This is a genomic window from Streptomyces sp. ATCC 21386 (assembly GCF_018728545.1).
Lineage (GTDB): Bacteria > Actinomycetota > Actinomycetes > Streptomycetales > Streptomycetaceae > Streptomyces.
The window spans coordinates 8131072-8155647 of the sequence record NZ_JAAVVL010000001.1; the positions used below are offsets into that span (position 1 = coordinate 8131072).

Consider the following 24576-nt stretch of genomic DNA (forward strand, 5'->3'; position numbering starts at 1 on the left):
ATCGGGCTGTCCGCATACTGAACACCACCCCGAGGGAGTGCCGCCCGTGCCCGGTGAGAATCTGACCCGTGACGAGGCCCAGGAGCGGGCCGCGCTGTTGTCCGTCGACGGTTACGAGGTCTCCCTCGACCTGCGGTCCGCCGTCGGGGACTCCGGTGACCTCGCCGGTGAACCGCGCACGTTCCGGTCGGTGACGACCATCCGCTTCCGGTGCGCCGACCCGGGCGCCACGAGCTTCGCCGATCTGGTCGCCCCGCGGGTGACGGCCGTCTCCCTCAACGGCAAGGACCTCGACCCGAGCGAGGTCTTCGACGGCTCCCGGATCACCCTCGACGACCTGGCCGCCGAGAACGAGCTGGTGGTCGACGCCCAGTGCGCCTACTCCCGCACCGGCGAGGGCATGCACCGCTTCGTCGACCCCGAGGACGGCGAGGTCTACCTCTACACGCAGTACGAGCCGGCCGACTCACGCCGCGTCTTCGCCAATTTCGAGCAGCCCGACCTCAAGGCCCCGTACCGCTTCGAGGTGCGCGCGCCCGAGGACTGGGTCGTGTGGAGCAACGGGGTCGGCGAGCGCACGGACGGGGTGTGGCGGTTCGCGGAGACGAAGCCGATCTCGACGTACATCACGGCGGTCGTCGCCGGCCCGTACCACTATGTGACGGACACCTACGAGCGGACCTTCGAGGACGGTACGCGGGTGGAGATCCCCCTCGGCGCGATGTGCCGCAAGGGTCTCGCCCCCTACTTCGACTCCGACGACGTCTTCGAGATCACCAAGCAGGGCCTGGACTTCTTCCACGACCACTTCGACTACCCGTACCCGTTCGGGAAGTACGACCAGGCGTTCGTGCCCGAGTACAACCTCGGCGCGATGGAGAACCCGGGGCTGGTCACCTTCCGCGAGGAGTTCATCTTCCGGGGCAAGGTCACCCGGGCGTCGTACGAGCGGCGGGCCAACGTCATCCTGCACGAGATGGCGCACATGTGGTTCGGCGACCTGGTGACCATGGTCTGGTGGGACGACCTGTGGCTGAAGGAGTCCTTCGCGGACTTCATGGGCTCCTTCTCGATGGTCGAGGCGACCCGCTTCACAGGCGGCTGGGTCACGTTCGCCAACAACCGCAAGTCCTGGGCGTACCGCGCCGACCAGCTGCCCTCCACCCACCCGATCACGGCCGACATCCGTGACCTGGAGGACGCCAAGCTCAACTTCGACGGGATCACCTACGCCAAGGGCGCGTCCGTGCTGAAGCAGCTGGTGGCGTACGTGGGGCGCGAGGCGTTCCTGGAGGGCGCCCGGCGCTACTTCAAGCGGAACGCGTACGGCAACACCAAGCTGGGCGATCTGCTGTCGGTCCTGGAGGAGACCAGCGGCCGGGACATGGCGTCCTGGTCGCGGGCCTGGCTGCAGACGGCGGGGGTCAACTCCCTGACGCCGCAGGTGCTCCTGGATGCCGAGGGCCGGATCGACGAGCTGGCGGTGGTGCAGGAGGCCGCGGAGTCGCATCCCGAACTGCGGCCGCACCGGGTGGCGATCGGTCTGTACCGGCGCGCGGACGCCGACGGGGAGGGCGGCTCCGGAGCGCTGGAGCGGTACGCGCGCGCCGAAGTCGATGTCGACGGGCCTCGTACGGTCGTCGCCGAGCTGGCGGGGGCCGAGGCGCCCGCACTGGTGCTGGTCAACGACGACGACCTGACCTACTGCAAGATCCGCTTCGACGCGGCGTCGCTGGACACGCTGCGGGCCGGGCTCGGGGACGTCACCGACCCGCTGGCGCGGGCGCTGTGCTGGTCGGCGCTGTGGAACCTGACGCGGGACGCGCTGCTGCCGGCGCGGGACTTCGTCGACCTGGTGCTGCGTTTCGCCGGGCGGGAGTCCGACATCGGGGTGCTGCAGATGCTGCACGCGTGGGCCGGTTCGGCGCTGACGCACTACGCGGCGCCCCAGTGGCGGGAGACCGGGGGCAGGCTGCTCGCGGAGGGTGCGCTGCGGGAGCTGCGGGCCGCCGAGGCGGGGAGCCAGCACCAGCTGACGTGGGCCCGGTTCTTCGCTTCGGTGGCCTCGGGCGAGTCCGAACTGGCTTTGCTGCAGGAGCTGTTGAACGGGACCGAGAAGGTCGACGGGCTGGAGGTCGACCAGGAGCTGCGGTGGGCCTTCCTGGAGCCGCTGGCGACGCACGGGGTCGCCGACGAGGGCGCCCTGGCCGCCGAGTTGGCGCGGGACGACACGGCCTCCGGGAAGCGGCATCAGGTGCGGTGCCTGGCGGCGCGGCCGTCCGCCGCGGTCAAGGCGCAGGCGTGGGCGTCGGTCGTGGAGTCGGACAAGCTGTCCAACGCGCTGGTCGAGGCGACGATCGCGGGGTTCGCGCGGCCGTCGCAGCGGGAGTTGACGGCTCCGTACGCGGTGAAGTACTTCGAAGTGATCGAGCGGTTGTGGGCCGAGCGATCCATCCAGATCGGGATGGACGTGGTGCGGGGGCTGTTCCCCTCGCTCCAGGACTCGCCGGGGACGCTGGAGGCGACGGACGCGTGGCTCGCCTCGCACGAGTCGGCGCCGCCGGCGCTGCGGAGGCTGGTGATCGAGGCCCGGGACGACCTGGCCCGGGGGCTGCGGGGTCAGGAGTGTGACGCGGCGGCGGAGTAACTGCCGCGAGGGCGCGGCCCTTTGAGAGCCGCGGGGACTGCGCGAGCAGCCCCCGCGGCCCGCGGCCGCCCGAGCGGGACGCGCCCCCCGAGCTCATGGACGCCGGGGCCGGTTCAGGGTTACGAAATTCGGGTAATCAGAGCCGTAACCTTTTTCGGCCCCCGTCCGGACCAGCGGATATCGGCAGTCGAACGCACGTACTTTAGTGCGGTCTTGTCCGGATTTGTCGACGGGCGTGTAACAGAGGTTCATGAGCGGGCCCGACACGGGAACCTCCGGGTCATGACGCACAACACCCCGCTCTCCCCCCGCCCCCTCCGTCGCCTCTCGGACGTCACGCGCCGGGTGCTGACGGCCGCGCAGCTGCGCGCGCAGGGTGTCACCGCCGCCGAGACGAACGAGCAGTGCCGGCCCGGTGGCTCCTGGCAGCAGATCCTGCCGGGTGTGTTCCTGCTGCACCCGGGCCCGCCCACCTCGGAGGAGCGCCTGCACGCGGTGCTCTCGTACGCGGCCCGCTCCCCGTTCCGCGAGTCCTCCACCGGGGCCGGCGGCATCGCCGGGGTACCCGCGCAGCCCAACGCCGACGAGCCCCGCCCGGCGCCGGTGCCCCGCTACCCGGACGCGGTGATCACGGGGCTCGCCGCCCTGACACTGCACGGCTTCGCGTCCGCTCCCCCGCTCCCCTCCCTCGACACGATCGACGTCCTGGTCCCGCGGCTGCGCCGGCTGCGGACCGTGGGATGCGCGCGGATCGTGCGCACCCCGGCCGTGCCCACCCCGTCGTACGTGACCGGCTTGCCCGTCGCCCCCGTGCCGCGCGCCCTCGCGGACGCGGTCGGGGAGCTCTCCGACGTGGCCACCGTGCGCCGACTGCTCACGGAGGCGGTACGCGGCGGGCACACCGAACCCGCCGCCGTTATCCGGGAGCTGACCGAGGCGCGGCTGCTGAACCGCCCGCACGTGGCCGACGCGGTGGAGTCGCTGCTCGCGGAGGGGCGGGCCGTCGCGGAGGACCACCTGTACCGGATGGTCCGCGAGCACGCCCTCCCGGACCCCGTCTGGAACGTGGACCTGCGCCTCCCCGGCGGGCCGCACCTCGGCGGCCTCGACGCGTACTGGCCGGAGCAGGCCGTCGCGGTCGAGCTGGACACGCGGGCCCCGCGGCAGGAGGACGACGCGCTGTGGTCGGAGTACGCCCGCAAGCGCGAGGTGTTGGAGCGGCTCGGCATCACGGTCGTCCACATCACGCCCCGCAAACTGCGTGACTCGCTGGAACAGCAGGCGGCCGTCGTCCGCACCGCGTTGATGGCGTCGTGCGACCGGGATCCGGCGGCGTACGTCGTGGTGCTTCCCCGGTAACCGGGAACCCGGACCACCAGGAGGGGAGGGGAAGGGCCGCCGATCGCTTCGGCGGCCCTTCCTCATGTCCCCGGCCGGGGGCGGGACGCCGCTCACGCCACCCGGCAGGATCCAGCGCCTACTTCGTGCAGAACTCCGCCTCCACGATCGGCAGACTGTCGCCCGCCCAGTCGCTGTTGAAGTTGTAGGTGAGGGTGTGGCGGCCGTCGGCGGTGGTGGCGGTCTCGGAGAGGGAGCCGTGGATGCCGCCGCTGTGGCCCCAGAGCCGGACACCGCAGGAGAGTTCGTAGGTGATGAGGCCGAGGCCGTAGCCGCCGCGGTCGCCGTCGACGGGGACGGTGGTCTTCATCTCGGCGAGCTGTTTCCTCGGCAGGAGCTTGCCGCGCAGCAGGGCTGAGTAGAAGCGGTTCAGGTCGTCGGCATCGGAGATCATCTCGCCCGCCGCGCCGGCGATCGAGGGGTTGAGCTTCGTCGCGTCGTACGTCTTCCCGTTCGTGGTCTCCGCGAGCTTGGAGTAGGCGCGGCTGTGCGGCTTCGGGAGGGTGGGGTCGGTGCCGGGGACCCTCGTGTCGGTCAGGCCCAGGGGTTTGATGATGCGGGCGCGGATCTCGTCGCCGTACGAGCGGCCCGTGGCCTTCTCGATCACCAGGCCGGCGAGGACGTAGTTGGTGTTGGAGTAGCTCCAGTCGGTGCCCGGGGCGAAGGTCGGCTCGTGCTTCATGGCGATGCCGACCAGTTGGCGCGGGGTCCAGGTGCGGTAGCGGTTCTTGAGGAACCCCTCGGCGAGGAACACGTCCTTCACGAACTGCTCGTCCGAGGTGTACTCGGCGATTCCGCTGGTGTGGTTGAGGAGTTGGCGGAGCGTCACCTTGCGCCCGTCGTGGCCCTTGCCGCGGACGACGCCCGGCAGCCACTTCTCCACCGTGTCGTCCAGGGACAGCCTGCCTTCGGCCGCCAGTTGCAGCAGCACGGTGGCGGTGAAGGTCTTGGTGATGCTGCCGACGCGGAAGTGGTCGTGGGCCGAGCGCGGCTTGCCCGTCCTGAGGTCGCCCACGCCGGACGTCGCCTTCCAGACGCCGCGTTCGTCCTTCGCCTGGACCGCGATGCCGACGACACCGTCCTCGACATTGGCGTCCATGGCCTTCCGCGTCGCGCGGTGGTCGCCCCCGGCCGACGCGGCGGCGGGTGCCGCCGCGACCGTCGGAGCGGCGAGCGCGAGCGCGGCGACGACGGCCGTGGCCGCCACGAGACCCGCGCGTGCCGCACGGGCCCTGCGTCCCGCGCGGGCTGTGCGGACCGCGTGAGCTGTGCGTGTCGTACCTGCTGACATGTGGTTCTCCCCCTTCGCCCGGTCCTCTCGGTGACTCCGAGAACGTCCGGTCGCGAAGGGGGACACGGCATCGCACACCCGGGTTGACCGGGTCGACACCGGTTGAGCGCTTTTCAGCCTTTGCGGAGGACCAGCTCGGTGTTGCGGTCGCCGGCCTTGCCCGTGAGGGTGTCGCGGCGGCCCGGGGCATTGTAGGAAAGCTCTCGGTAGAGGGCGGCGAGGCCGGTCTGCGAGAGGTCCGTGAAGTCGGTGGCGTGCGGGGCGGCCGATTCGATCAGGGTGGTGAAGACGGAGAGCGTGCCGTCCTTGTTGTCCACCAGCTCGATGACGCGGGCGAGTTGGGGGAAGTCGATGTGGGAGGCCGTGGAGATCTCCCAGAAGGAACCGCCGCCCGAGGACGCGTGCGGGGTGATGCGGTTGCGGTGGCTGTGGCCGTTCACCCAGGCCAGGACATTGCGGTGGCGGCCGAGCAGTGCCAGCACCTCGTCGCCGCCGTGGCGGGCCTCGGTGGGACGGGCGGGGTCCTTGCGCAGGTTCCGCATGGACTTGCTGGTGTGGTGGCTGAAGACGACGGCGTACGAACCGTCCTTGGCGGCCTCCTTCAACGTACGGTCCAGCCACTTGAGCTGGGCCGTGCCGAGCGAGCCCTCGTAGTGCCCGCCCGGGTCGGTGGAGTCGAGGCTGATGCCGATGACGTCGTCCGCGACGCGGAAGGCGTAGTACTGGGTGCGGGCGTCGAGGTTGGCCTGTGAGTAGCCGTGGCCGACCGGGCCGGGGCCGGTGTGGGCCGGGTCCAGGTGGGCCCTGAGGTACTCCTGCGGGGTGAAGGGCGCGCGGTTCTCGTCCGGGGTGACCGAACGCATCTTCTTCGCCTGGGCCTTCATGATGGCTTTCCACTCGGCGCCCTTGGGGTCGCCGCCGCTCTTGACGTTGTCCCAGATGGCCTTGCCGATCTTCTCGTCCAGCGTCATCAGCTTCTTGCCGCCGACCGCGAAGTCGGCGAACCAGGAGTCGCCGGGGGCGTAGCAGCCGCCGGGGAGGGAGTCGTGGTTGCCGACCGTGGAGTACCAGGGGACGTTCAGGCCGGGGCTGTTGACCTCGCGGATCGCGGCGGCGAGGAAGCCGTTCAGGCGCGGGAAGCCGAGCTGCTTGTCGGCGTCGCGGAGGGCCGCGTCCGGCTGCCAGTAGAGCTTCAGGCCGCTGTTCTGGACGCCCTCGTAGCGGCGCGGGTCACCGGAGTTGGGGGTGACCCGGCCGCCGCTCATCACCTTCAGGAACCAGTCCAGTTCCGTCCGGGAGTTGTTGTCGGTGTTGTCGCCGGTCGTCATCACGAAGTGGAGCGGGGAGCCCGTCACCGGGGCGCCGCGCAGCGCGTTCACGCGCTCGACGAGCGAGACGGCGCCGGCCACGGACAGCGCCTCCTGGGGCCGCCACGCGCTGGCGGTCTGGGCGCGCAGGTACTCGTAGCGCAGCGGGTGCTGGACGTCGACCACGTGCAGGTCGGTGAACTGCACGAAGGACGCCAGAGCCGTACGGCGCTTCTCGCGGCCGGACTTGGGGGTGGCGAGGTCGCCGCGCACGACCCGCGCCCAGGCCGGACCGGAGCCGAGGCGGCGGTAGCCGGAGGAGCCGCGGGGCGTGGCGACCGAGGCGAGGGTGGTGCCCCGGGTGTACGGCGCGAGGGGGGCGGCCGGGGCCTCTCTGTTGGAGAGGTTGGCCAAGGGGACCTCGGTGGCCGCGGCGCGGTCGGCGGCGGAGGCGGCGGCGTGGGCTTCGGTCTCCGGCCGCAGGGCGAAGCCCACGCCCGCGGCGAGGCCGACCGCGCCGGTGGCGGCGAGGAAGGCCCGGCGGTCAGGGTTGGTGGCGGCAGCAGCGACTGAGCGTATGCGCGACATGGCGCGGTCTCCCCGAGTGCGAACGCGTCGGAAGTGGTCGCGGGGCCGCTCCGCGGTGGGGGCCGGAGTGGGGTTCCCGCTCTTCCTTGATGCTTGGCAGCGGGGGTGGCCTGGACGTTAACGACGTCGCAACGGGTGGCGCCGATCACCGTACGTCGATCTTCGGGGACGGGGCGCGTTCACTGGGGGTTCCCTAATGTGAGGGGGAGGGACGGGAAGGAGTCACTCCCTGTTCATCTGACGGGGTACAGCACCTATTCGCCGTGGGGGCGCCGGTGATGGTGTGTCCGGGGCGCGTGGTGGCTCGCGCGGTTCCCCGCGCTCCTAAAGCGTCGCCGGTGGTTCCAGGTGGCCGTCGGCCGGGCGCTCGCGCCACAGACGTAGGCCCACGTCCACCAGGCCCACCCGTTCCAGGGTCGGAACCTCGTCCAGGGGGTGCCAGGCGGCCATGTCCGTGGAGCCGTTGGTCTCGTGGCGGAGGTCGCCGCCGGTGACGCGGGCCTCGTAGACGATGCGGAGGGCCTGGTGGTCGGCGCGGGTGCCGAGGCGGCGGGGGTAGGTGCGCCGACCGGTGTCGATGCCGAGGAGGGCCGTGGGCTCGACGGTGTAGCCGGTCTCCTCGGCGGCCTCCCGGACGACCGTGGCGTAGGGGTCCTCGCCGTGATCCATGCCGCCGCCGGGCAGGGTCCACCGCTTCTCTCCGGTGTCCTTGGCGACCCAGCGGGCCAGCAGCAGATGTCCGTCGCGTACACAGACGGCGTAGGCCGCCACCCTCAACTCCTCGCGCATGCACAGACGTTAGCCAAAATGTCCGCTCATGGACGGTCATCGACCCTATACCCGGTGGCGGGTTTACGCCATGACACAATCCCGCCGCGGTCAACCCTCCCCAAACATGTGTCACTTCGGTAAGGCTGAGCGATCATCCGGCACCGCATAACGGACCGGACCGATCCGAACCCGCCGCTCGGATCATCAATGTTCGTTCTCACCTGAATTCCTTACCTACAGGGATGCTGATGACCCTCACCCCCCACCCCGGCTCTGGCCCGGGTGCGAGACGCGTGGCCCGGATAGCCGTGGCCGCGGGACTGGTCGCCGCGCTCTCCGCGGCCGGGCCGATACCCATGGCCTTCTCGGCGGACGACCCGTCCGCCGCCGTCCCGGCGGACGGCGGCGTCAAGTCCGCGCACGACAAGCTCGGTTCGACCGACGCCGATCTGCTCGCCGAGGCCAAGGCCGACGGCGACAAGAACGTCACGATGATGATCGCCACCACGCCCGGCAAGACCGAACAGGTCGCCGAGCAGCTGGACGCGGTCAAGGGCGGCTCCGTGGGCCGTACCTACGACAAGCTCGGCTACGTCCGCGCCACGGTCCCGACCAAGGGCGCCGACTCGGCCATCTCGGCCGCCGCGAAGCTCTCCTCCGTCCAGGGCATCGACCTGCGCCAGGAGATCGTCCTCGACGACCCCTCGCCGGTCTCGGACAAGGACGCGAAGTCGCAGGCCAAGGCCGCGAAGAGCTATCCGGCCCCGGGCAAGAAGACCCCGGCCGAGAACCCGTACAACCCGTCCTTCGAGACGGGCGCCGTCGACTTCGTGAAGCAGAACCCGAAGGCGGACGGCCGGGGCATCACCATCGGCGTCCTGGACTCCGGCGTCGACCTCGCGCACCCCGCGCTGCAGAAGACCACCACCGGCAAGCGCAAGATCGTCGACTGGGTGACGTCCACCGACCCGATCGTCGACGGCGACGGCAGCTGGCGCCCGATGACGAACTCGGTCGCCGGTCCCACCTTCACCTACGGCGGCGGGACCTGGACCGCGCCCGCGGGCTCGTACTCCGTCAACCTCTTCCGTGAGTCGATCACGGCGGCCGGTGACGCGGCGGGCGACGTGAACCGCGACGGCGACACCACCGACGCGTGGGGCGTGCTGTACGACGCGGCGGCCGGCACGGTCACCGTCGACGTCAACCAGAACTTCGACTTCACCGACGACAAGCCGATGAAGCCGTACAAGGACGGCTACCAGATCGGCTACTTCGGCACCGACAACCCGGCGACCGACGTCGCCGAGCGTCAGCCGTTCGTCGTGGAGTACCGCAAGGACGTCCCGATGGACCCCTTCGGGGGCGACTGGGTCGGCAAGAAGGCCGACTTCGTCAACATCGGTCTCATCTCCAGCGAGCACGGCACCCACGTCGCCGGCATCACCGCCGCGAAGGGCCTGTTCGGCGGCAAGATGAACGGCGCCGCTCCCGGCGCACAGATCGTCTCCTCCCGCGCCTGCGAGTTCGGCCCCGGCTGCACCAACGTGGCGCTCACCGAGGGCATGATCGACCTCGTCGTCAACCGCGGTGTCGACATCGTCAACATGTCGATCGGCGGCCTCCCCGCGCTGAACGACGGCAACAACGCGCGCGCCGAGCTCTACACGCGTCTCATCGACACCTACGGCGTCCAGCTGGTCATCTCGGCCGGCAACTCGGGCCCGGGTGCCAACACGATCGGCGACCCCGGCCTGGCCGACAAGGTCATCTCGGTCGGCGCGTCCATCTCCAAGGAGACCTGGGCCTCCAACTACGGCTCGCGGGTCGCCAAGGACTACCAGCTGTTCAACTTCTCCTCGCGCGGCCCGCGCGAGGACGGCGGCTTCACGCCGACCCTGGTGGCGCCCGGTGCCGCGGTCAACACCGCGCAGACCTGGCTGCCGGGCGTCATCGCCCCCGAGGCGGGCTACACGCTCCCGGCCGGCTACCAGATGCTCAACGGCACCTCGATGTCCTCCCCGCAGGCGGCCGGCTCCTCCGCGCTGCTGCTCAGCGCCGCGAAGCAGAAGGGCATCGACCTGACGCCCGCGAAGCTGCGCACCGCGCTGACCTCGACGGCCGACCACATCAGCGGTGTCCAGGCGTACGCCGAGGGCGCGGGCCTGATGAACATCGTCGACGCGTGGAAGTCGATCAAGAAGGGCGCGACCGCGCACGAGTACTCGGTCAAGGCACCCGTCGACACCGCGATCGACTTCGCGCTGAAGACGCCGGGCTTCGGCACCGGCATCTACGACCGTGAGGGCGGCCTGAAGGTCGGGCAGAAGAAGACGTACGAGGTGACCGTCACCCGTACCACGGGCGCCGCCAAGGCGATCCGCCACGAGCTGCACCTGGAGAACAACCGGGACAAGACATTCCGGATCGTCGGCGACGACGTGGTCTCCCTGCCGCTGAACAAGCCGGTCACCGTGAAGATCGCCGCCAAGCCGGCGAACTCCGGCATCAGCAGCGCGATCCTGGAGATCGACGACCCGAAGACCGTCGGCATCGACCGGCAGGTCCTCAACACGGTGGTCGCGTCCGCGCCGCTGAAGTACACCCACTCGGCGTCCGGCACGGTCCAGCGCAACTCCTTCAAGTCGTACTTCATCACCGTCCCCGAGGGTGCCAAGACCCTCGAGGTCGCGATGAGCGGGCTGAAGGGCAAGAGCCAGACCCGGTTCATCGCCAACCACCCGTACGGCCTGGCGGTCGAGAGCACCAGCTCGCTGACCTGCTACAGCAACTTCCAGGACGGCGGAGGCTGCAAGCCGGACGTGCGCTCGTACGCCAACCCGACGCCCGGTGTCTGGGAGATCGAGGTCGAGTCGCGCCGTACGTCGCCGCTGCTCGACAACCCCTACAAGCTGAACTTCGCGGTCTACGGCGCGAGCTTCGACCCGGAGGTCGTCACCGTCCCCGAGGCCAAGGTCGGCACCCCGACCGCCGCCACCTGGAAGGTGACCAACGCTCTCGCCCCCGTCGACGGCAAGCTGGCGGGCGGCCCGCTGGGCTCGGCCAAGACCGACCGGCCGACCATCGCGACCGGTGTCACCCAGACCACCACGGTCGAGGTGCCCGCGGGCGCCGAGTCCCTGGACGTGGCCATCGGCAACACCGCCGACACGGGTGCGGACCTCGACCTGTACGTCCGCGACGCCGCGGGCAACGAGGTCGCGAGCTCCGCGGACGGCGACTCCGAGGAGTCCGTCTCCGTCCCCAAGCCGGCCGCCGGCACGTACACCATCGAGGTCGTCGGCTACGCGGTGCCCTCCGGGTCGACCGCGTACGACTACCGCGACGTGTTCTTCTCCTCCGCCCTCGGCGAGGTGAAGGTCGCGGACACCGCCGTCAAGCTCGGCACGGGCGCGTCGGCCACCGTCTCCGGTGACGTCGTCGCGGCCGCCGAGGCCCCGGCCGGCCGGGAGTTCTTCGGCCAGGTGCAGCTGGTGAACGCGCGGGGCACCGCCGCGGGCACCGGCAGTGTGCGGATCGAGAAGGTCACGCCGTAGTGCGCCGGCAGTGAGTGAGCCGTACTGAGGCGAACGGAGGGGCGGGTGTCCGGATGGACACCCGCCCCTTCGTCTCGCTCCCCTTCCGGCTTCCCCGGTCGTTCAGCGGGTCAGCCGCACTTGATCCGCTTCGACTCCGGCAGCGCCGCCTCGATCCAGGCCCGCTCGCGGGCGATCTCCGCCTCCTTCGTGGTCCAGATGTCCGGCTGCGCGCTGTCCCGGGGGAAGCCGAGGAGGACGTGGTCGCCCTCCTTCAGCCGGGGGTCGACGTCCTGGCTCATCGGGAAGACGATCCGGTCCTCCCCCTTGTCGGGCTTGATCCAGTGGTCCACCTCCACCGTGATCCGGTCCTGCTCGGCTCCTGGCACGGGTTCGACCTCGGTGACGGTGCCCTCCACGATCGTGCGGGCACAGGCGACGTACCCCTCCCGGCTGAGCGAGGCGGACCCGTCCCCCCGGTCGGGGGCCGTCTTCCCGGTGTCCCCGCTCGACTGCTCGGAGACACTGCCGCCGCGGGCGTCCTTGCTGCTCGCCCCGCCACCGGGCTGCATGACCCCCCAGCCGATGACGAGGACCACGGAGGCGGCGGCCGCGGCGGCGAGGGTGCGGCCGGTGATCCGCAGGGCGCGCCGGGCGCGGGACGGCCGCGACGGCAGGGGGGTCACCGACGCGGTGGGGGCCGACGCGGGCCCGGACACCGGCCCGGGGTCCGTCTCGGCACCGGCCGTGTCCCCCGGCCGCGCGGCCCCCACTCGCCCCGGCGCGACCCCGGTCGCGGCGTCCTCGCCCGGCGCCGCCAGCGCCTCGCCGATCAGCCCCAGCTGCTCCCGCAGCAGCGCGAGGTCGGCGACGGCCGCCTCGTGGGACGCCATGTACTCGGCGTCCCGCAGGGCGTCCTCGGGCACCGGTTCGTCGAGAAGGGCCGCCATCAGCGCGTCCATGCCGGCGTAGGCGGTGTCGGCGTAGGCGGTGTCGGCGTAGGCGGTGCCGCCGTACGCGGGCCCGTCGTACGGGTGCTCGTCGTGCGTGGCGCCGTCGCGAGCAGCGGAGCCGTCGTGTCCGGGGCCGTCGGGCGCAGGGCCCTCGTGGCCGTGGAGCGCCTCCTGCTCGGTGTCGCGTCGGCTGTCGTCCCGGGCGGTCATGTCACACCACCTCGTCCTCGTGCAGGCGGGTGCGCAGGGCGCGGACCGCCGAGTGGAGCCTGCTCTTGACCGTGCCCTCGGGGATGCCGAGCTCGTCGGCGATCCCGCGTACCGGCAGGTCGGCGTAGAAGCGCAGGACGAGGACCTGGCGCAGGGCGTCGGGCAGCTCGTCCAGGCCTCGGGCGACGGCGAGCGAGAGCACGCTGGAGTCCTCGCCCGAGGGGTGCTCGTGCTGGCGCAGCGAGGCGAGCCGCTCCCCCAGGCGCTCCTGGCGGCGCTTGGCGCGGTGCCAGTCCATCGCCAGGTTGGAGGCGACCACCGCCGCCCACGCGGACACGTCCCGCGGCGCCTCCCGGCCGCTCGCGGCCCGCTCCAGCAGCCGCAGCCGTACCTGCTGTACCCCGTCCAGCAGGTCCGACTGCGGCACACCGCCGAGCGCGAGCACGGCCCGCACCCGCCGCTCCTGGGCCGCGTCCAGTGGGTCGTCCGGCTCCTGGACCCCCTCGACGTGGCGCGCCTTTCTGCGCAGCACAGCCACCCCTCCCCTCCCGCGTTTCCCCTACGACGCCGCCGCGGGCCGAAACGTTCGGCGGGTTCGGCACGACTTTGACGGTCCGGCGCAGAGGCGTACGTCACACCTTCGCGTGCACCCGGTCGGCGTGGGCAGGGTCGAGGCAGTACAGCTTGCGGCACGGAGCCGCCGTAGGGCGAATTTCTCCAGCTCAGCAGGGGTGCCTCCCGAAGAAGCGGCTCCCCTGCCGGGGGCGGGGCCGTCCCGTCCCTCGGGCGTTCCGGTCAAAGGATTGGACAGGCGGACCCGGGCTGACCGCATGATGGAAAGGCCTCGGCCATGCCGCAGACACACACAAGCCACGTCAAAGGAGTCGCCGTGAGGGTCGGAATCGTCGGAGCCACCGGTCAGGTCGGCACGGTCATGCGCAAGATCCTCAAGGACCGCGACTTCCCGACGCGCGAGCTGCGCCTGTTCGCGTCCGCCCGCTCGGCCGGTTCGGTCATCGACGGCGTGACGGTGGAGGACGCGGCGACCGCCGACTACTCCGGCCTCGACATCGTCCTGTTCTCCGCGGGCGGCGCGACCTCGAAGGCGCTGGCCGAGAAGGTGGCCTCGCAGGGCGCGGTCGTGATCGACAACTCCTCGGCGTGGCGCCGCGACCCCGAGGTGCCCCTCGTGGTCTCCGAGGTGAACCCGCACGCGATCGCGGACCGCCCCAAGGGCATCATCGCCAACCCGAACTGCACGACGATGGCCGCGATGCCGGTCCTGCGTCCGCTGCACGAGGAGGCGGGCCTCGAAGCGCTGGTCGTCGCCACCTACCAGGCGGTCTCCGGTTCCGGTCTGGCCGGCGTCGCGGAGCTGCACGGCCAGGTCCAGAAGGTCGCGGCCGACGCGGACAAGCTGACGCACGACGGCTCGGCGGTGGACTTCCCCGAGCCCGGGGTGTACAAGCGGCCCATCGCCTTCAACGTGCTCCCGCTCGCGGGTTCGATCGTCGACGACGGTCTGCACGAGACGGACGAGGAGCAGAAGCTCCGCCACGAGTCCCGCAAGATCCTGGAGATCCCCGGTCTCAAGGTCTCCGGCACCTGCGTCCGCGTCCCGGTCTTCTCCGGGCACTCCCTCCAGGTCAACGCCCGCTTCGCCCGCCCGATCAGCGTGGAGCGCGCCACCGAGCTGCTGGCCGGCGCCCCGGGCGTGGCCCTCTCCGACATCCCGACCCCCCTCCAGGCCGCCGGCCAGGACCCCTCCTTCGTCGGCCGTATCCGCGCCGACGAGACCGTGGACAACGGCCTCGCCCTGTTCGTCTCCAACGACAACCTCCGCAAGGGCGCCGCGCTGAACGCGGTCCAGATCGCGGAGCTGGTGGCGGCGGAGCTGAACGAGAAGTAGGCGCACGACACGCGGAAGGGGCGCCCACCGGATGCCGGGGGCGCCCCTTTTTTGCCTGCCCGGTGGCGCATACCCGCACACCCCCACCCCATGGAAGGATGGCGCAACCCACACATACCGAGGAGATGACCGCGTGCCTGGCACAAACCTGACCCGCGACGAGGCTCAGCAGCGGGCGGCGCTGCTGAGCGTCGACTCGTACGAGATCGATCTCGACCTCTCCGGCGCGCAGGAGGGCGGCACCTACCGGTCCGTCACCACGGTGCGCTTCGACGTCGCGGAGAACGGCGCGACGTCCTTCATCGACCTGGTGGCCCCGGCCGTCCACGAGGTGACCCTCAACGGCGACGCGCTGGACCCGGCGGAGCTCTTCGCCGACTCCCGGATCGCACTGCCCGGCCTGCTCGAGGGCCGCAACATCCTGCGGGTCGTGGCCGACTGCGCCTACACCAACACGGGTGAGGGGCTGCACCGGTTCGTGGACCCGGTCGACGAACAGGCCTACCTGTACACCCAGTTCGAGGTCCCGGACGCGCGCCGGGTCTTCGCGTCGTTCGAGCAGCCGGACCTGAAGGCCACCTTCCAGTTCACCGTGAAGGCCCCGGCCGGCTGGACCGTCATCTCCAACTCGCCGACGCCGGAGCCCAAGGACGACGTCTGGGTCTTCGAGCCGACGCCCCGGATCTCTACGTACATCACGGCGCTGATCGTCGGCCCGTACCACTCGGTGCACAGCGTGTACGAGAAGGACGGGCAGAGCGTGCCGCTCGGCATCTACTGCCGCCCGTCGCTCGCCGAGTACCTGGACTCCGACGCGATCTTCGAGGTCACCCGGCAGGGCTTCGACTGGTTCCAGGAGAAGTTCGACTACGCCTACCCGTTCGAAAAGTACGACCAGCTGTTCGTGCCGGAGTTCAACGCGGGCGCGATGGAGAACGCGGGCGCGGTGACCATCCGCGACCAGTACGTCTTCCGCTCGAAGGTGACGGACGCCGCGTACGAGGTCCGCGCCGAGACCATCCTCCACGAACTGGCCCACATGTGGTTCGGCGACCTGGTGACGATGGAGTGGTGGAACGACCTGTGGCTGAACGAGTCGTTCGCCACCTACACGTCGATCGCCTGCCAGGCGGACGCCCCCGGCTCGCGCTGGCCGCACTCCTGGACCACGTTCGCCAACTCCATGAAGACCTGGGCGTACCGGCAGGACCAGCTGCCGTCCACGCACCCGATCATGGCGGAGATCAACGACCTGGACGACGTGCTCGTCAACTTCGACGGCATCACCTACGCGAAGGGGGCTTCCGTACTGAAGCAGCTCGTCGCGTACGTCGGCCAGGAGGAGTTCTTCCGGGGCGTGCAGGCGTACTTCAAGGCGCACGCGTTCGGCAACACGCGCCTGTCCGATCTGCTGGGCGCCCTGGAGGAGACCTCCGGCCGTGATCTGAAGGCCTGGTCGAAGGCGTGGCTGGAGACGGCCGGCATCAACGTCCTGCGCCCGGAGATCGAGACCGACGAGCACGGCGTCATCACCTCCTTCGCGATCCGTCAGGAGGCCCCGGCGCTGCCGACGGGCGCGAAGGGCGAGCCGACGCTGCGCCCGCACCGCATCGCGGTCGGCCTGTACGAACTGGACGACGACAGCGGCAAGCTGGTCCGTGACGAGCGCGTCGAGCTGGACGTCGACGGGGAACTGACCGCCGTGCCGCAGCTGGTGGGCAGGCGCCGCCCGGCCGTGGTCCTCCTCAACGACGACGACCTGTCGTACGCGAAGGTCCGCCTCGACGAGCAGTCCCTCGCCTTCGTCACCGAGCACCTCGGCGACTTCGAGTCCTCCCTGCCGCGCGCCCTGTGCTGGGCCTCGGCCTGGGACATGACCCGCGACGCCGAGCTCGCGACCCGCGACTACCTGTCCCTGGTGCTCTCCGGCATCGGCAAGGAGTCCGACATCGGTGTCGTGCAGTCGCTGCACCGTCAGGTGAAGCTGGCGATCGAGCTGTACGCCGACCCGACGGCCCGCGAGGCGCTGCTGACCCGCTGGACGGACGCCACGCTCGCGCACCTGCGCGCGGCCGAGGCCGCCTCCGACCACCAGCTGGCGTGGGCCCGCGCGTTCGCCGCGACCGCCCGCACCCCCGAGCAGCTGGACCTCCTGGAGGCCCTGCTGGAGGGGACGCAGACGATCGAGGGGCTGGCCGTCGACACCGAGCTGCGCTGGTCGTTCGTGCAGCGGCTCGCGGCGGTGGGCCGCTACGACGAGGCGGAGATCGCCGGCGAGTACGAGCGCGACAGGACGGCCGCCGGTGAGCGTCACGCGGCCACCGCCCGTGCCTCCCGCCCGACGCCCGAGGCCAAGGCCGAGGCCTGGTCGCAGGTCGTCGAGTCGGACAAGCTCCCCAACGCGGTCCAGGAAGCGGTCATCGGCGGCTTCGTCCAGACCGACCAGCGTGACCTCCTCGCCCCGTACACCGACAAGTACTTCGAGGTGGTCAAGTCCATCTGGGACTCCCGCTCCCACGAGATCGCCCAGCAGATCGCGGTCGGCCTCTACCCGACCGTCCAGGTCTCGGCCGACACCCTGCACAAGACGGACACCTGGCTCGCCACCGCCGAGCCGAACGCGGCCCTGCGCCGCCTGGTGTCGGAGTCCCGCTCGGGCGTCGAACGCGCCCTGAGGGCCCAGGCCGCGGACGCGGCGGCGCCCGCGGAGTGACGAGGCCGCCGCCATGACGATGGGGGGCGCCCGGTGACTTCACCGGGCGCCCCCCGCCGTCGTCCGGGCGCCACCCGCCGCCGTCGTCGGGCGCGGTGAGCGGCGCGGTGAGCGGCCGTCCGTGGCGGGGCCGGTCCTGGGCGCGGTCGGGCCGGGGCGGAGCTGGCCCAGGACGGTCGCGCCGAAGGCGATGGCCATGCCCAGGAGCTGGAGGGGCGTGAGGGCCTGCCCGAGCGCCGCCCAGCCGACCACGGCCGCCGTCAGGGGGGAGAGGGGGCCGAGGAAGGTGACCTGGGTGGCGGAGAGGCGGCCGATGCCCCGGAACCAGAGCCAGTAGGAGACGGCGGTGTTGGCGAGGGCGAGGTAGAGGTACCCGCCGATCGCCCGGCCGTCCAGGGCCGGGGGCGCGCCCTCGACGAGCAGGGCGAGCGGGGCGATCAGCAGGCCGCCCGCGGTCAGCTGCCACCCGGTGAGGGCGCGCGGCCCCACACCGGCCGGGCGGCCCCAGCGCTTGGTGAGGACCGTGCCGGTGGACATGGAGGCCGTGGAGGCCAGCGCCGCCACCAAGCCGACCGGGTCCAGCGCGCCCGCCGCCTTCAGGACGACCAGGCTGACGCCGAGGGCGGCGGCGATCCCGGTGAGGAGGGTGCGCAGGGTCGGCCGCTCCCCCAGGAGCACGGTCGCCAGACCCGCGACGAAGAGCGGGCCGACCGAGCCGACGACCGCCGCCATTCCGCCGGGCAGCCGGTAGGCGGAGAGGAAGAGCAGCGGGAAGAAGACGCCGATGTTCAGCGCGCCCAGCACCGCGGCCTTCCCCCACCAGATCCCGCGCGGCAGCGTGCGGGAGATCGCCAGGAGCAGCAGACCCGCCGGGAGCGCCCGCACCAGGCCCGTGAACAGGGGACGGTCGGCCGGCAGGAACTCCGTCGTCACGGCGTAGGTGGTGCCCCAGGAGATGGGGGCCAGCGCGGTCAGGGCGATGAGGGGGAGCCGGCTCGCGGCGGGTGCGGCGTACGCGGTGTGCGCGGTCATGGGACGCGTCCTTCCCGAGGGTTTAGCTTACTTTCCATTAGCTTAGCGCTAAGCAACTTTCCGTCAAGCTACTTTCTTGCGGCCGACCCATCGGCGTCCGATACTCACCTCATGAACCCGCGTTCCGAGCCCGACCAGCCGCTCCGCGACCCCGTCGACGCGATCATCGACCAGTGGGCGGCCGCCCGGCCCGACCTCGACACCACCGCGATGGCGGTCTTCGGCCGCGTCAACCGGCTCTCCCGGACCCTCGGCGACCTGATGGAGAAGACCTACGGGCGGTTCGGGATCTCGCGCGGCGAGTTCGACGTGCTCGCGACCCTGCGGCGCTCCGGCGAGCCGTTCACGCTCTCGCCGCGCCAGCTCTCCGCCACGCTCATGCTCACCACCGGCGGCATGACCGGCCGCCTCGACAAGCTCGAACGCGCGGGTCTGCTGCGCCGCTCCCCCGACCCGCACGACCGCCGCGCCCTCCAGGTCACCCTCACCGAGCAGGGCCTGCGCCTGATCGACGAAGCCGTCGCGGCTGGCGTCGCCGTCCAGACCGAGGCGCTCGCCCACCTGAACGAGGAACAGGCCGGCCAACTGGCCGACCTGTTGAGGCTGCTGGTGGTGGGGGCGGGGTCCTGAGCGGTGACGGGGGGCGGGCCCTGAGCGATGACGGGGACGGGGTCCTGATCGGGTCCTGAGGCGCCGCCTGTGCGGCCGCCCGCCCGAGCCGCCCGCATGAGCCGCCCGCATGAGCCGCCCCGCCCGAGCCACCAGTCCGGCGAAACCCGTCAGGCTGCCGCGCCCACCCACTGCGCGAGCGCCCCCTCGACCGCCGCGTCGTCCGCGTCCTCCGCCGCCCAGGCCACATAGCCGTCCGGGCGGACGAGGACGGTGGTGCGGCGGTCGCTCGTCCAGGTCGCCGCGGCGAGGCGGTCCTTGCGTGCGCCGAGAACGAGGGACCTGTCCGCACCCCGCGGGCCGTCGAGGGCGGTGGTCCGGTCCGCGCCGCGCGGGCCGACGAGGACGAAGCGGCCGCCGCGCAGGGCCTCGTAGAGGCGGCCGGTGGAGAGGGCGACGTCCGGTACGCGGGTGCCGACCAGGCGGTGGGCGCCGCGTGGCGCGGGGTACTGGTAACCGATGCCCGTGATCTGGCCGACCGCGCGGGTACGGGCCGGGGGGACGTGGTTGACGAAGGTGGTCAGGGCGGTGCGGAGCGCCAGCATCCAGGGGGACTTGGCCATGGCGAGACGGACGATGCCGCCGCTGCTGCGGAGCACGGCCCTGCCGACGGGGTGGCGTTCGGCCTGGTAGCTGTCGAGGAGGGCGGGGTCCGCGTGGCCGCCCAGGACAGCGGCCAGCTTCCAACCCAGGTTGGCGGCGTCCTGGAGCCCGGTGTTCATGCCCTGCCCGCCGGCCGGGGTGTGCACATGGGCGGCGTCACCGGCGAGGAAGACCCGGCCGACCCGGTACGCGGGGGCCTGGCGCTCGTCGCAGTGGAAACGGGACATCCAGCGGGCGTCCCGCATGCCGTAGTCGCGGCCGAGCGCGAGCCGGGTGATCTCCCTGACCTCGTCGAGGTCGAGCGGCTCGCTGTCCGGGACGTCACGGCCCCGGTGCCAGCCGATGACCCGGTGGTAGCCGTCGCCGAAGGGCGCGATGAAGGCGAAGGCGTCGCCGACGGCGTTGGCGGTCAGCACCTCCTCCGGCTGTTCGTCGAGCCGTACGTCCGCGAGGACCACGGAACGGATGACGGACTTCCCCGGGAACGGCAGCCCCACCGCCTCGCGGACCGCGCTGCGGTGCCCGTCCGCCCCGACGACGTACGCGGCGGTCAGTCGGCCGGTGCCCCCGTCCGCCGTCCGTACGTCGACCGCGACACCGTGCGCGCCCCCGGCGCCGCCCACGCCCTCGCCCTGCTGGATCGCCGTCACCTCCGTCTCGTACCGGAACCGCACCCCGGCCTCCACCGCCCGCCGCTGCAGAACCTCCTCGACCTCGTACTGCGGGATCACCAGGAGGTGGTTGAAGCGCGAGGGAAGGGTGTCGAGACGAACGGAGAGGCGCCCGAAGAGGGCGATGCGGTCGAGGCGCCGGCCCCTGGCCTCCAGCTCGTCGGCGAGGCCCCGGGCGTCGAGCTGCTCCAGGGTGCGGGCGTGTGCGACGAAGGCCCGGGAGAGGTTGCTGATCCGGTGCTCGCGCTTCTCGACGAGGGTGACGGGGACACCGGCGGCGGCGAGGTCGCCGGCGAGCAGCAGCCCGGTGGGCCCAGCGCCCACCACGACGACACCGTGGGGGTCGTCAGCGTCCTGGGCGTTGTCCTGGGCGTTCTGGGGGCGAGGGGTGCGGGTGGTGTCGTCGTCGCGCTTGCCGTTCATGGCGGCCTCCTGCCAACACATGTTGGTCAACGGTTGTTGGCCAACGCCTGTTGTCAAACGTAGAGACGCAGCCCTGGACTGTCAACAGCTGTTGGCCTACGTTTGTTGGCATGAACGAAACGGCAGCACCCACACCCCGCCGGTCCGACGCGACCCGGCACGCGATCCTCCGGGCGGCGCGCGAGCGGTTCGCGGCCGACGGGTACGACGGGGCCACCATCCGGGCGATCGCCAAGGACGCCCGGATCGATCCGTCGATGGTCATGCGGTACTACGGCTCGAAGGAGGGGCTGTACGCCGCCGCGCTCGACGTCGACCTGCGGCTGCCGGACCCGGGCGCGATCGACGCGCGGGAGGTGGGCCGGGTGCTGGTGAGCCATTTCCTCGACCTCTGGGAGGAGAACGAGATGCTCACCGCGATGCTCCGGGTCGGCACCACGAACCAGGCGGGCGCCGAACGGATGCAGGGGGTCTTCCGGGACCAGTTGCTGCCGCTCGCCCGGCAGGTGTGCCCGCACCCCGAGGAGGCGGGGACCCGGGCCGCGCTCTGCGCGTCACAGGTGCTGGGGCTGGCTCTGACGCGTTACGTCCTGCGGTTCCCGCCGACCGTGGCGCTGAGCCGCGAGGAGATCGTGGAGTGGATGGGGCCGACGGTGCAGCGGTATCTCACGGCGCACCGGGCGTAGCACGCGACGAGGGCACCCTCGGCGCACTGGTGTGCGGAGGGTGCCCTCGGCCGAACGTGTTGAGGAAGGTGTGGCGCCAGGCGGTCAGGCCTTCGCCTTGGCCTTGGCCTTCGGCTGACGGTCCGTGGAGCCGTCCAGGACCATGACGAGGCCGGTGATCACCGCGAACAGGGCGAGCGGCGCGACGACGAAGAGGCCGAGCGTCTCGATCACGCTGAGGCCCGGGCCCGGGTCGTCGCCGTCGTCGGGCGTCAGCGCGAGGGCGGGGGACGACATGAGCAGCATCATCAGCGTCGTACCGGCAGCCAGGGCGCCGGCGCGCAGGGCGTTCTTCTTGTCCACGCGCTAAAGGTAACGAACGTGGGTGGGGCGCGCGCGGGCGGGGGGGCGCCTTGCGGGATGCGGGAGCGCCCAACAGCTCGGGAGGTGCCGGTTTCGCGGGCGGGTGCGGGTGCGTCGTGGTTGCTCGCGCAGTTCCCCGCGCCCTGGAAAAGCAGGGGGCTGCGCCCCGCGCTTTCCCCCCACGGACCCACCGCCTTCCAGGCCCGCAGGGCCTGGTCCTTCAGGGGCGCGGGGAACTGCGCGAGAAGCCCCACCGGAGGGCACCCGCCGACGCACCCGGCCCTCCGAGCTATGAGGCGCCCCCACCCACCCCCCGCAGCACATCCACCAACGCGTGCAACCGGGGCGACGCGGCCAGTTCCTCCAGCGTCACCGCCCGCCCCTCCGCGTCAGCGATCGGCAGACGCCAGTTCGGGTACTGATCCCACGTCCCCGGCAGATTCTGCGGTCGCCGGTCACCGAGCGCGTCGGGGAGCCAGAGGCCGATCATGCGCGCGGGGGTCCGGAGCAGAAAGCGGTGGAGCGCCTGGATCTGCGCCTCCTCGGAGGTCGTGGAGATCCCCCCGCCGGCCCCGTCGAGCAGCCCCAGCCGGGCGAGGACGGCCAGCCACTCCCCCGCGTCGGCGGCCGCCTCCGCCCGTTCCTCCTCCAGGGAGCGGGTCAGCAGACCCAGACCGTGGCGGAGGTCGACGTGGTCGCAGGTCAGCCGGGAGGCGGTGGGCGGCAGGTCGTGCGTGGTGGCGGTGGCGAGACAGTTCGCGCGCCAGCGTTCGGGCGGGAGCGGGCGGCCCGTGCCCTCCCAGTCCCGTTCGAACCAGAGCACGGACGTGCCCAGCACCCCGCGGGCGTCGAGGGCCTCGCGGACGCCGGGTTCGACCGTGCCCAGGTCCTCGCCGATCACCAGGGCGCCGGCCCGCCCCGCCTCCAGGACCAGGATCGCGAGCATGGCGTCGGCGTCGTAGCGGACGTACGTGCCCTCGGTCGGGGCCTCGCCCTGCGGGACCCACCAGAGGCGGAACAGACCCATGACGTGGTCGATGCGGAGGGCGCCCGCGTGGCGCAGCAGGGCGCGCAGGAGGTGCCGGTAGGGGGCGTACCCGGATTCGGCGAGACGATCGGGGCGCCAGGGCGGCAGGCCCCAGTCCTGGCCCCGTGAGTTGAAGGCGTCGGGGGGCGCGCCGACGGACATGCCGGCCGCGAAGTACTCCTGCTGGGCCCAGGCGTCGGCGCCGCCGGGGTGGACCCCGACCGCCAGGTCGTGCACCAGGCCGATGGGCATGCCGGCGTCGCGCGCGGAGCGCTGCGCGGTGCCGAGCTGCGCGTCGGTGAGCCAGGCGAGGCGGGTGTGGAAGTCGACGCGGTCCATCAACTCGCCGCGGGCGCGGGCGGTTTCGGCGGAGCGCGGGTCGCGCAGGCCGGCGGGCCAGCGCGACCAGTCGGAGCCGTGGACCTCGGCGAGCGCGCACCAGGTGGCGTGGTCCTCCAGCGCCTGGCCCTCCTCGGCGAGGAAGTCCCAGTACGCGGCTCGCCGCCCGGGACCGAGCGGGACGGCGCGCACCAGCTCCAGGGCCTCCCGTTTGAGGTCCCACACCGCGTCCCGGTCGATCAGCTCACCCTTGGCGAGCACGGAGTCCCGCAGGCGCGCGGCCCGCTCCGACAGCGCGCCGAGGCGGTCGCGGTCGTCGGGGGACGAGGCAGCGGCCTCCGCGAGGGCGTAGGCGTACTCCGGGACGTCCTCCACACGCAGGTGGACGGGGTCCGGGTAGCGGCGGGAGGAGGGGCGGTACGGGGAGGGGTCGGTGGGGGCGCCGGGTACGGCCGCGTGCAGCGGGTTGACCTGGACGAAGCCGGCGCCGAGGGCGCGGCCGGCCCAGGCGGACAGCTCGGCGAGGTCCCCGAGGTCGCCCATGCCCCAGCTGCGCCGCGAGAGGAGGGAGTAGAGCTGGACGAGGAGGCCGTAGGTGCGGCCGGGCGGGGCGGGCAGCCGAGCCGGGGCCACGACGAGGTGGGCCTCGGCGGTGCGGCCGTCGGGGGTGGTGGCGCGCAGGGCGTGCACGCCCGGGGGCAGCTGCTCGGTCGTCGAGCGGAGTTCGCCCTGCTCGGTCTCGACGCGCAGCCGGGTGCCCTCGGGGAGGGAGGCCAGCGCGGCCGGGGGTCCGCCGTCGGTCCACTGGACCAGGGTCGGCGGCAACAGCCGTGCGGAGATCTGGCGTTCGCGGGCGGCGAGGGCGGTGCACACGGCCTCGGGGGTGCTCGCGTCGACGTCGAGCGCGGCGAGGACGGCCACGACCGCACCGTCCGAGGCCGCGACCGTTCGGTCCGGTGAGGGGCTGTAGGAGGTGGCCACGCCGTGCAGGGCGGCGAGCCGGGCCAGCGGGGTCTCGGGCGCCGGGCCCGAACCCCCTGGGTCTTCTGTCATCTAGACCCCCGATGCGGCGCCGTGGGACGTGGGTTCACTGGTGAGGGGAGCCGCGTCGGCGAGGGGCGGCTCACTGGTGAGGGGGGCCGCGTCCGGGAGCGGCGGTTCGCTGGTGAGCGGGACGTCGGCGCAGGGCCCTTCGGCGCTGAACACGCAGACGTGCGGCTCGTGGAGCTCGTAGGGCTCCGCCTCGCGTTTGGAGCGGGCCTGGGTCGGCAGGGGGGTGGTCGTGGCCACGGGGGCCTCCTAGTCGTCGTACGGCGATGGGGTGCGGGTCCGGGGTACTCCAGCCCTACCCAGCGCGCGCCGCCGCAGACGTGGGCGGGCGGACATCGTGGGCTTGTTCACTTCCTCGCCGGATCCGGAACACACGCCGGGGTCGCTCCGGGGCCGCTCCGGGGCCAGCTA

General features: G+C 72.1%; 17 protein-coding genes. 7 read left to right on the forward strand and 10 right to left on the reverse strand.

Annotated elements, in window-relative coordinates:
- Positions 1-46 precede the first annotated feature (46 nt).
- Both pepN (GWK25_RS34855) and GWK25_RS34860 read left to right on the forward strand, forming a co-directional pair.
- Positions 47-2647, forward strand: a complete 2601-nt coding sequence (gene pepN, locus GWK25_RS34855) for an aminopeptidase N (protein WP_215455496.1) — start codon at positions 47-49, stop codon at positions 2645-2647.
- A gap of 282 nt (positions 2648-2929) precedes the next feature.
- A complete protein-coding gene (locus GWK25_RS34860; RefSeq protein WP_215455497.1) occupies positions 2930-4006 on the forward strand; it encodes a hypothetical protein in 1077 nt (358 codons plus the stop codon).
- Positions 4007-4124: 118 nt separating this feature from the next.
- On the opposite strand, the gene GWK25_RS34865 is transcribed toward GWK25_RS34860, so the two are convergent.
- The 3 genes from GWK25_RS34865 to GWK25_RS34875 form a co-directional block, all read right to left on the reverse strand.
- Positions 4125-5252, reverse strand: a complete 1128-nt coding sequence (locus tag GWK25_RS34865) for a serine hydrolase domain-containing protein (RefSeq protein WP_308011078.1) — start codon at positions 5250-5252, stop codon at positions 4125-4127.
- Positions 5253-5449: 197 nt separating this feature from the next.
- Entirely contained in the window at positions 5450-7231 is a 1782-nt protein-coding gene (locus GWK25_RS34870; protein WP_215455499.1) for a TIGR03767 family metallophosphoesterase, read from the reverse strand.
- Between the two features lie 324 nt (positions 7232-7555).
- Complete coding sequence (locus tag GWK25_RS34875; protein WP_215455500.1) at positions 7556-8020, reverse strand: NUDIX hydrolase; 465 nt, start codon at positions 8018-8020, stop codon at positions 7556-7558.
- Between the two features lie 224 nt (positions 8021-8244).
- Here GWK25_RS34875 and GWK25_RS34880 point away from each other — a divergent pair, with 224 nt between their 5' ends.
- Positions 8245-11559: a S8 family serine peptidase gene (locus tag GWK25_RS34880; RefSeq protein WP_215455501.1), complete on the forward strand. Its 3315-nt coding sequence runs from the start codon at positions 8245-8247 to the stop codon at positions 11557-11559.
- 110 nt (positions 11560-11669) lie between these two features.
- On the opposite strand, the gene GWK25_RS34885 is transcribed toward GWK25_RS34880, so the two are convergent.
- Both GWK25_RS34885 and GWK25_RS34890 read right to left on the reverse strand, forming a co-directional pair.
- Complete coding sequence (locus tag GWK25_RS34885; protein ID WP_215455502.1) at positions 11670-12701, reverse strand: hypothetical protein; 1032 nt, start codon at positions 12699-12701, stop codon at positions 11670-11672.
- Between the two features lies 1 nt (position 12702).
- A complete protein-coding gene (locus tag GWK25_RS34890) occupies positions 12703-13233 on the reverse strand; it encodes a sigma-70 family RNA polymerase sigma factor (RefSeq protein ID WP_033526404.1) in 531 nt (176 codons plus the stop codon).
- 357 nt (positions 13234-13590) lie between these two features.
- Between GWK25_RS34890 and GWK25_RS34895 the strand changes: the two genes are divergently transcribed.
- Both GWK25_RS34895 and pepN (GWK25_RS34900) read left to right on the forward strand, forming a co-directional pair.
- Entirely contained in the window at positions 13591-14610 is a 1020-nt protein-coding gene (locus GWK25_RS34895) for an aspartate-semialdehyde dehydrogenase (RefSeq protein WP_215455503.1), read from the forward strand.
- Positions 14611-14743: 133 nt separating this feature from the next.
- A complete protein-coding gene (pepN, locus tag GWK25_RS34900) occupies positions 14744-17323 on the forward strand; it encodes an aminopeptidase N (RefSeq protein WP_215455504.1) in 2580 nt (859 codons plus the stop codon).
- A 39-nt stretch (positions 17324-17362) separates the two neighbouring features.
- On the opposite strand, the gene GWK25_RS34905 is transcribed toward pepN (GWK25_RS34900), so the two are convergent.
- Positions 17363-18355 (reverse strand): EamA family transporter, encoded by a 993-nt coding sequence (locus GWK25_RS34905; RefSeq protein ID WP_251829181.1) that lies wholly within the window; start codon positions 18353-18355, stop codon positions 17363-17365.
- Between the two features lie 111 nt (positions 18356-18466).
- On the opposite strand from GWK25_RS34905, the gene GWK25_RS34910 reads away from it, so the two are divergent.
- Entirely contained in the window at positions 18467-18985 is a 519-nt protein-coding gene (locus GWK25_RS34910) for a MarR family winged helix-turn-helix transcriptional regulator (RefSeq protein WP_215455505.1), read from the forward strand.
- Positions 18986-19134: 149 nt separating this feature from the next.
- Here GWK25_RS34910 and GWK25_RS34915 read toward each other — a convergent pair whose 3' ends face one another.
- Positions 19135-20721: an FAD-dependent monooxygenase gene (locus GWK25_RS34915; RefSeq protein WP_215455506.1), complete on the reverse strand. Its 1587-nt coding sequence runs from the start codon at positions 20719-20721 to the stop codon at positions 19135-19137.
- 110 nt (positions 20722-20831) lie between these two features.
- On the opposite strand from GWK25_RS34915, the gene GWK25_RS34920 reads away from it, so the two are divergent.
- Positions 20832-21407, forward strand: a complete 576-nt coding sequence (locus tag GWK25_RS34920; RefSeq protein ID WP_215455507.1) for a TetR family transcriptional regulator — start codon at positions 20832-20834, stop codon at positions 21405-21407.
- Between the two features lie 84 nt (positions 21408-21491).
- Here the strand turns inward: GWK25_RS34920 and GWK25_RS34925 are convergent, their stop codons facing one another.
- The 3 genes from GWK25_RS34925 to GWK25_RS34935 all read right to left on the reverse strand — a co-directional run bounded on the left by GWK25_RS34925 (position 21492) and on the right by GWK25_RS34935 (position 24405).
- Entirely contained in the window at positions 21492-21749 is a 258-nt protein-coding gene (locus GWK25_RS34925; protein WP_215455508.1) for a hypothetical protein, read from the reverse strand.
- A gap of 289 nt (positions 21750-22038) precedes the next feature.
- Entirely contained in the window at positions 22039-24168 is a 2130-nt protein-coding gene (gene malQ, locus GWK25_RS34930; RefSeq protein ID WP_215455509.1) for a 4-alpha-glucanotransferase, read from the reverse strand.
- On the reverse strand, positions 24169-24405 hold the full coding sequence (locus GWK25_RS34935; RefSeq protein WP_215455510.1) for a hypothetical protein: 237 nt from the start codon (positions 24403-24405) through the stop codon (positions 24169-24171). It lies immediately after the preceding gene.
- Positions 24406-24576: the final 171 nt, after the last annotated feature.

Excerpts from the sequence above, each read along its gene's own strand:
- GWK25_RS34910 (WP_215455505.1), top strand. The coding sequence starts at position 18,467 with ATGAACCCGCGTTCCGAGCCCGACCAGCCGCTCCGCGACCCCGTCGAC.
- GWK25_RS34880 (WP_215455501.1), top strand. The coding sequence starts at position 8,245 with ATGCTGATGACCCTCACCCCCCACCCCGGCTCTGGCCCGGGTGCGAGA.
- GWK25_RS34905 (WP_251829181.1), bottom strand. The coding sequence starts at position 18,355 with ATGACCGCGCACACCGCGTACGCCGCACCCGCCGCGAGCCGGCTCCCC.
- malQ (WP_215455509.1), bottom strand. The coding sequence starts at position 24,168 with ATGACAGAAGACCCAGGGGGTTCGGGCCCGGCGCCCGAGACCCCGCTG.
- GWK25_RS34875 (WP_215455500.1), bottom strand. The coding sequence starts at position 8,020 with ATGCGCGAGGAGTTGAGGGTGGCGGCCTACGCCGTCTGTGTACGCGAC.
- GWK25_RS34915 (WP_215455506.1), bottom strand. The coding sequence starts at position 20,721 with ATGAACGGCAAGCGCGACGACGACACCACCCGCACCCCTCGCCCCCAG.
- GWK25_RS34870 (WP_215455499.1), bottom strand. The coding sequence starts at position 7,231 with ATGTCGCGCATACGCTCAGTCGCTGCTGCCGCCACCAACCCTGACCGC.
- GWK25_RS34920 (WP_215455507.1), top strand. The coding sequence starts at position 20,832 with ATGAACGAAACGGCAGCACCCACACCCCGCCGGTCCGACGCGACCCGG.
- GWK25_RS34860 (WP_215455497.1), top strand. The coding sequence starts at position 2,930 with ATGACGCACAACACCCCGCTCTCCCCCCGCCCCCTCCGTCGCCTCTCG.
- GWK25_RS34885 (WP_215455502.1), bottom strand. The coding sequence starts at position 12,701 with ATGACCGCCCGGGACGACAGCCGACGCGACACCGAGCAGGAGGCGCTC.